General features: G+C 62.5%; 7 protein-coding genes. 2 read left to right on the top strand and 5 right to left on the bottom strand.

Annotated elements, in window-relative coordinates; all coding sequences use genetic code 11:
- The first annotated feature begins 2091 nt into the window (after nt 1-2091).
- The gene (locus tag ACWEVN_RS05035) at nt 2092-2337 is read left to right on the top strand and encodes a hypothetical protein (RefSeq protein ID WP_452050324.1); all 246 of its coding nucleotides are present in this window, start codon (nt 2092-2094) and stop codon (nt 2335-2337) included.
- A gap of 568 nt (nt 2338-2905) precedes the next feature.
- Here the strand turns inward: ACWEVN_RS05035 and ACWEVN_RS05030 are convergent.
- The 4 genes from ACWEVN_RS05030 to ACWEVN_RS05015 form a co-directional block, all read right to left on the bottom strand.
- The gene (locus ACWEVN_RS05030) at nt 2906-3352 is read right to left on the bottom strand and encodes a hypothetical protein (RefSeq protein WP_452050323.1); all 447 of its coding nucleotides are present in this window, start codon (nt 3350-3352) and stop codon (nt 2906-2908) included.
- Entirely contained in the window at nt 3349-3657 is a 309-nt protein-coding gene (locus ACWEVN_RS05025; protein WP_452050322.1) for a hypothetical protein, read from the bottom strand. The genes ACWEVN_RS05030 and ACWEVN_RS05025 overlap by 4 nt, the downstream gene beginning before the upstream one ends.
- A 317-nt stretch (nt 3658-3974) precedes the next feature.
- Nucleotides 3975-4766, bottom strand: coding sequence for a TIGR04255 family protein (locus ACWEVN_RS05020; RefSeq protein ID WP_452050321.1), 792 nt, complete (start codon nt 4764-4766; stop codon nt 3975-3977).
- A gap of 835 nt (nt 4767-5601) precedes the next feature.
- Nucleotides 5602-6225 (bottom strand): hypothetical protein, encoded by a 624-nt coding sequence (locus ACWEVN_RS05015; protein ID WP_452050320.1) that lies wholly within the window; start codon nt 6223-6225, stop codon nt 5602-5604.
- Between the two features lie 1057 nt (nt 6226-7282).
- Here ACWEVN_RS05015 and ACWEVN_RS05010 point away from each other — a divergent pair.
- Nucleotides 7283-7921 carry a pentapeptide repeat-containing protein gene (locus ACWEVN_RS05010; RefSeq protein ID WP_452050319.1) on the top strand — a complete coding sequence of 213 codons (639 nt, stop codon included), beginning with the start codon at nt 7283-7285 and terminating at the stop codon, nt 7919-7921.
- Between the two features lie 531 nt (nt 7922-8452).
- Here the strand turns inward: ACWEVN_RS05010 and ACWEVN_RS05005 are convergent.
- Nucleotides 8453-9535 (bottom strand): site-specific integrase, encoded by a 1083-nt coding sequence (locus tag ACWEVN_RS05005; RefSeq protein ID WP_452050318.1) that lies wholly within the window; start codon nt 9533-9535, stop codon nt 8453-8455.
- Nucleotides 9536-9542 lie beyond the last annotated feature (7 nt).

The raw sequence follows: 9542 nt of genomic DNA, 5'->3' as shown, positions 1-9542 counted from the left end.
AGCGCCCGCCGCACGGTGCGCCAGCCGACTCCGTGCTTGCGCTCGATCGCCCGGCCGGACATGCCCTCGCGGGCGTCACGCCGGATCGCGGCGTACAGCTCGGCCTTCGACATGCCCGGCATCGACGCTCCTCACTTCGAGGCACATCGATGCTGCCACCGCAAGGCCCAAGTGACGTCAAAATTCGCTGACAGCAACCCGCCCTTCACCGGCAGTGCTGTCACAGATCGCGGGTAAGTGACGTCGCATCACACGTTCAAAACCACGCGCCTGAGGCGGGCACAGTCGCCTCCCGCAGAGCCCGTGCCTTATCGAACGCCACCACTGAGGGCGACCACGCGCACATCGTGGCGGCTTGCCGACATCTGGGACACGGTCACATACTGGTCGCGGCGACGATGGGCCACGCGCCCGCGAACCGGTCGACGGTCCCGCTTCTTAGCGGGACACGGGCAAGTCGTTCCGCGCGCGGATCGAGACGTCGCGCCGGAGCGCCGCGAATCCACCGGAACGGCACCAACTCTGGCAGTCATACCGAACGGCACATGGCCTCGTAGGAGATCGAGTACCCGAGGGCTGCAATTCCCCGACAATAATTCGCGTCGATGACTGAGTGTCATGGTAGTCAGGTATGAGCGTGGCAGCCCTACGCGTGGTGGTCGAGTGGCGGCGAGATGGTGTAACGCCCGCCTCGAAGGGCCCGACTCCTACAGACATGTCGAGACGAGAAGGTGCAAGGTGTCGGGCACACGCCCCGACGATGCTGCTGATACTTGCGCTGACAGTGTGCTCTTGCGGCGCCAATTCACTCGCTAACACACCAGAAGGCAAATCTGCGAGCGCGAGCTCAACCACGCAGCCTCCAACGAGTGCTCCAGCTAAGACTATCGTTGGCATCGCTGTTTGCTCAGACGACCTGGCGATCACCCTCGTCGATAGCGCAACTGGCCAAGTTGCAGCCGTCATGGATCCACCTCCGCAAGGTATCGACGGCAACACCTTCCAGCCAACCGGCTTCAATAGCGCTGGAGGCCTGACAAAAGACCAACAATGTGGCAGCTACAGCTACGACGCCAGCCTTCAAAAGGTTGCGGGATCCGACGGCTCAGCCAGGTCTGAATATGTTGCCGCCTACTTCGACATGCGACTTGGAAAAGTCGTTGACTTGGAGGAATTTCCGAGTTCGAACGGGTCATTCTCCAAACCCGAGAGTGAAGGGATTCCGAGCGTACAGTTCGATAGCGGAAGCGAAAATATTTGGTGGTATAGGGTAATAACGCACCAGGATGATCGCCTTGGCATGGTCTATGACAAGGTCGTAGTCGCGGGCATCGGTCGCAGTGTCTCGTATCCGCTGAAGGATAGGGTCAGGTGCTGCGAGCAGGCATATTTGGCGATTCCGGCAGACGGATCCTTCCCAACCCTGGTTGATTCGGAACCGTCTAGCTCTCCCGGTAAAGCCAACTTGTTCAGACCGAACGGTTCAGTCGCAATCGACCAGACACCCCCGCAGCCCGCACCTGTAGACCACCTATCGGCAGATTTGCTACCAGCCACAAAGTATACGTACGGCACTATCCGTCCTTCTTCCGACGGGAAGCATGGAGCCTTCGCCGCATCAGACGACGGCGAGCACTGGTCGATTTGGACCGTGGCGGCGAGTGGCGGAGAGCCGGTCAAAGTTGCCGACCTCCCGCCTGGGCGTCGTTATCGAGATGTCATCCGCTATGGGGCGCTCACTGTGAGTGGTCGCCCCTAGACGACTGGTCCTAAGGTGCTCACCGCGCGCCTGACTCGTGCTCGGTGCGCCCACACTTCCCGAGCCCGATCAGAGGAAGAATCTCGACCCGCGCCGGGCGCACCTTTGGGAATCTCGGCGCTGGCCAGGTCTCGGCTGACCCAGTACAACGACACCGAACTGCTCTTCGGAGGCATGGCGCTGTTATCCCAGCTCGTCGCGGCCCACGCCGCCGCCGCCGGCTGAGCCGTCGATGGGGCGCCAATCGTCCCGATCCTCGCCCCCCGATCACCCGCGACCGTGGGGCGGCCGGTCAGCGCTGCCTGAGGGCGACATATGGCAAAATGAGCGCCGTGGGCAGACGACTGGTTCGCAGCGGCCTAGCCGCTCGCCGGATCGCGCCCGCGGCCGTTGCCGCTTTGATCGCGGTCGCAGCGGCAGCAGCTGGCTTCCATGAGCAGCCGAACAGCTTTCAGCTGGCCAGCACACTTGCCGTCGCGCTCTTGGCCGCACTTGCAACCTATGACTTCAAAAAAAACTTGACAGAAAGTGGACGAGAACTACGGCGTTGCAACGTTGCTGGTCAGCGGCTCGACTAATCTGACCGCTGTGCTATGTCGATCACGTCCCCGAACCGGCACAGCGGCCGATCGTTTCCGCCTGGCGCTGCGCGTAGGCGACGCCGTCGTTCACCCACGCACGCGTGAGCAGCCAGCCCCGGCGCGTGCTGGTGTCGTACCGCTCGCCGCAGGACCGGCACTCGATGCGACGTGATTCCGCGGGGGACGCGGCACGAACGCCGGTCAGCACCTCGGCAAGACGTTCAACACGGAGTTCGCGAAGGTGGCCAGACGGCGAATGATTCAGCGCCGGCACATGGGTCGCCGCCCTCGTTGGCGGAGTATGCATCGCAGGACTGGTTGCAGTGTTCCGAAGAAGCCGAAGCAGGGAAAGGCCCCTCTCCGGACTCGAAAGGGGCCCTGAAGAGGAGCTCTTGCGTATCGACCTTCCAAGTACTCGACACGCAGGCCCAGGCCTCGGAGGGTGCTCACGATGAATTCCAGCTTTTCCGAGTTATGCAGCCAGACGACACCATATACGACAGGCCCGAACGCACCACGCACTCCAGATAGATGCCGACGCGAAGGGAACCCCACCAGGGACCAGTTATGACGCCAGCGGGACGGCTGGCGCGAGCAGCCCGAGCAGGACCAGACGAAGACCTCGCATCTGACTTGGCGTCATCTGATCCTTTGGCACGCGAATCAAGCTATGACATTCGCCTAGAACCGGGTCTTCCTCATCGACCTTGTCGACGACGCCAGCGGCGTATGTGTCATTGTTCTTGCGCGCTTCCCCAACAGTCATCTGAAAGACTTTTCGACCACCCCTACCCGAGTTCTCGATGTCGACGATGTCCAGATTACGGTCACGCATCAGCTGTTCACGATAGACCGACCAGCCGTCATACTCCTTTGCGGACATGCTGGCAGCTAGCAAGGTAGGTTTACTCGACAGAAGATCTACATGATCTGGCACGTCCGGGTTTCCAAAGCGAAAGATCAGCTGATCGTCGGGAATGGATTCGTCGTCCCATTGCCATTCATCGGTCATTTCGCAGAGAAGATCCTTCTCCAATCCGGATTCTGCACATTCACCTTACGCGTCAGGATGTTCAGCAGTTTCCTGACAGTCGCAAGGTCTACTTCGGCGCCCTCAGCACTAGCGTGGTCGACGTTAATCTCGATCTTCCCGTCGCTCAGAATGATCAGGTAGAAGGAGCCGTCCCGCGCGACTCCAATCTCTATACGTTGCTCACCGACCACCCATTCGGCTATGAGACCGCCGTCGTCATCCGCTGAGATGTACGGGAAAAGCGTCCCATCATCACCAACGTGCCTCAAGAGGATGTCTGCCATCGCCCGCACCGCTTGAGGCGCAACCGAGAGATGATCATTACCATGAAGATGACCGAGCCTCGTCCTGCAGTAGCGGAAGTAGCCGACTCGCTCGGCAGAAGACCGGCCAGGATGCCCCCACGACAACAAGCGCACGTCATCGGTAGTTCGCTCGCTCACGGTGACTCGCGTGAACTCATGCGGCTCGCGCAGTCGTTTCGATCTGCGCTGGGCGAGTGAACTGCGATCCTTCGCACGGTAACTGGCAAGTGCCGGAACACTCGTGGAGCGCGTCTCGAATGGAGCAACAATGGTATCGAACGGAGTAACGTACGCCTTCACCGTTGCCCCCATTCGGCACGCATCGAGTCACTGGTAAGACGGAAGAATAGCTCCAACGCAGCGGTGTGCGCAACGTCCAGACGATCTCCCAGGCTGCTGCCCTCAACTCGATCACATTGCACGTCGACGATGAAATTGGTTCCGATGCCATCCGGGCCGGGATCGACTGCGACGAAGTTATGGGATTGTTCGTCTCCAGCATCCTCAACGTCACTAAACCGCATGCCCGAGTACTTGCTTGCCGGCAGGTCGACTGGGCTAGCAACTTTCCAACCAGTAAGCATGCCGACACAGAAGTCTCGCACATTGATGTCGACCAGGTTTTCGTAAGTGGCATCCATTCGAAGAACTTCGATCGGATTATCTGCAGCTACAGCCACTTCCTGACAGAACTCATCGAATCTATCGAGGAGTTCTTGCTTGAGGCTTTCGTACCCAACGTAGCGAGACCCAACGTCAGGGTCAGCGAACCGCCAAACGAGCTCAAATCTGTCCTGCTGTACACGTATGGCGCGATCACCATTGACACTGCTCATGACGTAGCTGGGCAAGATCACATGCGCGGCACCAACGGCGACCACATACCCGTCCTCGCCGAAGTTGCGCCAAGCCGACGTGGTCGGGAATTCGTCCAGCTTTGGGTAGCGGTCTACCCACCTTTGACGAGCACTGAAGATGTCTGACGTAAGGAGGTCAAAACGCGGCTCAAAGAACAGGCTGAGAGTCACCTGTTGCACTGGCGGGCGCTCGAACTCGATGGCGCCACGATCTTCTCGCGGATCTGACATACAAGTAACTTAGCTCACAACCACTCAACGCCGCGTGAGCTAAACAGTTCTTCTCCGCGTCGTTCAGTCGGACGGTAACCGATCGAACACCCTGTGCATCCTGCAGATACCACTTAACGTGTCGGCTTGATCACCCTACGTAAGCAAACTGGCGTGATCAAATGGTTTTACAACGTTTCGATAAAGATTCGACGGTATGACTTGTTCGTCAAACCTAGTCGACCTTGTCGACCTCGGCCACCGCTTCGCGGGGACAACATCCAAGCGCCGCGCGCGTTTGACCTCTGATTAGACGTGGTTACGAGACGTCGTGTCCCGCATTTCGCTGACGCGGCCCACGGCGCCGGTTCCCGATTGGGTACAGGTTGTCGCTCGGTTGAGCTACGCGCCGGTCTGGGGCACCACGAACGTGTCAGAGCACGGCAGCAGCCGATACTGGCCAATGGCAGTCGCATTACCGATCGCGTCCATCCTCGCGCTGCTTCTTCAGCGGCGCGCGTTGAGCCAGCTCGGGCGAGCGGAGGAACTCGTTCAGCTCGAGGTCGTACTGGAACGTCGGCGACCGCGAGTAAGGCCGCCGTTCTCGGTCTGATTGCCGCCCTTACCCACCCGCAGCGCCGCGTGACAGTTCCGCTGCACACCCTCGGGCTTCCCGCTGCTGCCGTGCCCGAGCCGGTCGCCGTGGATGTGACGATCTACCCCCACAGTCTGATGATTGACCAGGTGCTGGCCGCCATTGCCGCAGCCGTACATTCCACGCCGGCACGCCTAGCCAGCATCTCGAGGAGCTCAGCGCCAGGGAACACCGCTGACCGTGCTCATCGACCCCTAGGCGTTACCTGTGCCCCGCTGGGGCGGCACGGACATGCACTCGAACACCTGCGTCTTGCCCTCGATCTGGCCCGGAACCACCACGACGAGAGACAGCAGGCTCACGGCCCCTTATCAGCTCCCCACGCATCGTGCATCGGACCTCCTGGCCACCCGCGCCGTGCACCGCCGCTGAGATCGTGCGTCGCGGGACGATCGCCGGGGACGGCACAGGCAGCCGCCTGGGCCACGGCGCATCCGCGGTCACAGTGGCGAGAGCGTCGCCCCACGGGATGAGGCGGACACGCTCGGCCGCGGTGCGGCCGCCGTCCAGCAACGGTGTCAGCACCGCCTCGGGCCCCAGCAGCCCCTGGATCCGCACCATCGCCCGGCCGGCGCGCTCGGCGGCGTCCTCGTCACGGCCCATCGCGCCCAGCTGCAGCTGCAGTGCCTCACCGCCGACCAGTTCCTCCGGCACCAGCCGCAGCCGGCCGATCCCCGAGGACGGCCGATCGCCCGGGATGGCGGTGAGCCAGCCTTCACATTGCCAACGCACCCGGTCCGCGGTCGCGCGGGCGGTCAACGGCTCCACACACCGCCACACCCGCACCCGCTCCTCACCCGACTCGGTCACCGCCACGATCGCCAACCGCGTACACACCATCCCGTGCCGCGCCAGTCCGGCGAAGAACCGCTCACCCAGTGATTTCGCGATGAACGCGGCCTCGTCAATCCGCTCCAGCGGCGTCTCGAACTCCTCGGCTATCTGCGCGGCAACGCACGGCGCAACGGCGGCCGCTGCGACGACCCTCGAGCCAGCCGATGCGCGACGATCGCGTCCCGCCCGAACCGGCCGGCAGCCTCCCGCTCCACGATCGCGGTGGGTCGGCCGGTTCCTTGACGAACTTGGCGGCTGCCGAACTGGGCCAGCCGGGTGAGCAGAGGTGAGCCCGTCGGGCTACACCTCGCGTTCAGCCTCTCGCGAGCTGTAGCAGCCGCCGCTCCCACTACGACAGCTCCTCCGTGGGGTATGAGCGGATACGACGACGCCGTCAGGCACGCAAACAGCTGGCCGCGGCCACAGCGATGCTGCTGCTGGGCATGACCCTGCTACTCGGCTGGATCGACTGGCCCAGCCTGGCCATCTGGGTGCGGCCACGCGCGCCGTGGCTGGCCGCCTTCGCCGCGGCTGTGGCCCTCATCGTTGCCGGCTTGCGCCCGTGGTGGCCAACATTGCACCCGTTGAGGCGGACATTGGAGGAAGCATGGGAACGGGCCGCAGGGAAACAAGAGTCAGGCTTGAGCTGGTGAACGGTAGTCGCAGCCGCCTTCGTCGTCGGTGCGCCGGCGTGGGGGTCGACCACTTGGCTGCTGTCCGAGGCCGACCAGGCGAGCACAGCGGACGCGAAAGCCTCAGCGAGAGTCGACGCGATCAAGACCGGGCTCGGCATCGGCGCCGGCGCCACCGGCATCTTCGCACTCCTGCTTGCCGTCCGGCGCCAGACTCACCAGGAACGCACCGCCGCCGACACCACCCATGAACCACCGAACGCCGTGTCACCGAGCTCTACACCAAGGCCGCAGACCAGCTCGGCTCTCCGAAGGCTGCAGTCCGCCTGGCAGGCCTCTACGCACTGGAACGTCTCGGCCAGCACTACGACGACCAACGCTTGACGAACATCAACGTCATATGCGCTTACCTACGGATGGACTACTCCGAGCCGACCAAGCCGGAAGCGGACGCCACCGGCGATGAACTCGATCGCTATGACGATCGTCGACGGGAAGCTCACGTTCGAGACACCGCAATACGAATTCTCCGACTACACCGCGACCCGTCGCATACCGATGGGCACTGGTTGCCTGGCGAAATCGATCTAACAGAGACATCTCTACCTCGGGTCAACTTCGCTGAGATGGACCTCGCCGCAGCTCAGCTCGGCGGCGTGAACTTTGCCAGCGCCACCCTTGAAGGCACCGACTTTTCTCACACTAACTTGCGCGCCGCGAATCTTGAGAATGCGACCGCCTGCGGTGCTACTTTTCGCCAGGCATGCCTTGCTGAGGCAAACCTCACAGAAGCGGTTCTGATCGAGGCAGACTTCAGAGGAGCCGACCTTAGCAGGGTGAATCTAATCCGCGCCGATCTGCGTGATGCGGACCTCCGAGGCGCAGATCTCACAGGCGCAAAGCTCCTTACCGCAAAGCTCACTGGCGCTCAGATTTATTCCGAAACTCAGTTCGGGATTCCAGAACACGACGCGCCACCGGGCTACGGCTTGCACGACGGCCGGCTGACGGAGGTGACGACGGAGGCCGCCAATTCAGAAGTCACGGCAGACTGAAACTAACTGCGACCGCCGATCAGAGAGTTTCCTCCGATCCGCTCCAGGACGCCACCAACTCGAGTTGGTGAAGGAACTGGACCACACCGCTACAAGCTAGGCGGCTCGGCGATCTGTTCGTCGCTCAGCTGCCAATCAGTCGTCCGCCTGAAGGGGCGGCCGGCGAGCGGGCGCCCACCACCACGCAGGACGACGGGCCCACTCGCGCTGTCTCACTGCACGTCGTCGCCGTCATGTCATGACGGGCCCGTGCGCCCGTCCTCAACCCGCCGGCACGCCCACCAGCTTTGTGACGCCCATCACATCTGGCGTATTCCTCGCATGACCCATTTCGTGACCCGAAACCGTGATCAACCGTGTGACTTCTGGGGTCACGCGAGGCAACCCTGAGGACATAGTTGCAGGTAGAGGCCTTGGTCGGCACCGTCACCCACTCTCCTAAAGCGGGTGTCGCAGGTTCGAATCCTGCCGGGGGCACAAAACCCCTGGTCGGGATCATGACCAGGGGCTTCGCGCTAGGCCAACCCTCGCTTAACCCTCATCTTTGGGAAGCTCGATCTTCGGACGCTCAGCCAGCGCCGGACCGACGTCTTCACCGACAACACCGCGTTCCATGTAGTCCTCCTGCGTCGTGCTGATGCGCTCGTGACCGAGGTAATCGGCGATCTCGCGAGCGGTCAGGCCGGCATCATCGAGGACCCCGGCGACGTAGTGCCGGAAGTCGTGCGGGTGCAGGCCCTTGTAGCGAGTCTTCGCAACGACCATCCGGAACCGCGCCCGGGTGTTGTCCGGGTCCCGCAAGGTGCCGGTCGCCGACGGAAAGACCCACCGCGTCTCAGCCGCCGCGTGACGACGTTTGAGGATGTCCATCACCCACCCCGGCGGCCGGATCGTGCGCATGCCCGCACGGCTCTTGGTGTGGTCCTGTACGAACAAGCCCTGCCCGGTCACCCGGATCACGGTGCCGTGGAACCGGATCGTGCCGGCGTCGAAGTTGACCGAGGTGTCCCAGTCGAGTGCAAGCAGCTCGCCGATGCGGCAGCCGAGCCCGGAAAGCACGTCGACCATGTCCACCAGGTCCCAGCGCATCGCGCTTTCGCTCGCGTGAAACACCCCGAGAATGGGGCTGATTGTCTTCGCGTTGACCGTACGTTCCTTCTTGCGCTTCTTCGCGCCCAAGCTCTCGATCTCACGGACCGGGTTCTTATCGAGCGCGTCATGTCGAACGACCAACGCGAAGATCCCGGACAGCACCACTTTCACGTGCGATGCCGCACCACGGCCGTTGCGATCCCGGGTCTCGGTAATCAGGCGGTTCACCGTCGAAACACGGACGTCCCGGACTCGAAGGTGCCCCATGGGCGTCGCCAGGTAGCGGTTCCAGGTGTCCCGGTACTCCCGCTTGGTGCGCGCCGCCTTGCTTGATTCGTCGATCGACTTCAACCACAGTTCCGCCGCGACGGAAACCTTGGTCTCCGGCTTGATCTCGCCATCGCCCGACCTTCGCGCACGGTCACGCAAGGCTTCAAGCAGGTTGTTGATCGCCTTGGCCTTCGTTGACCCGACCCGTTCTACCGGACGCGTAACCCCGTCGTAGTCCTTGTAATTCGCCACCGCCCGG

This window comes from Amycolatopsis sp. NPDC003861 (genome assembly GCF_053605405.1).
This window is presented reverse-complemented; position numbering and strand designations above follow the sequence as displayed.

Coding starts and splice junctions, on each gene's coding strand:
- ACWEVN_RS05030 (WP_452050323.1), bottom strand. CDS start 3,352: ATGACCGATGAATGGCAATGGGACGACGAATCCATTCCCGACGATCAG.
- ACWEVN_RS05025 (WP_452050322.1), bottom strand. CDS start 3,657: ATGGCAGACATCCTCTTGAGGCACGTTGGTGATGATGGGACGCTTTTC.
- ACWEVN_RS05020 (WP_452050321.1), bottom strand. CDS start 4,766: ATGTCAGATCCGCGAGAAGATCGTGGCGCCATCGAGTTCGAGCGCCCG.
- ACWEVN_RS05010 (WP_452050319.1), top strand. CDS start 7,283: ATGGACTACTCCGAGCCGACCAAGCCGGAAGCGGACGCCACCGGCGAT.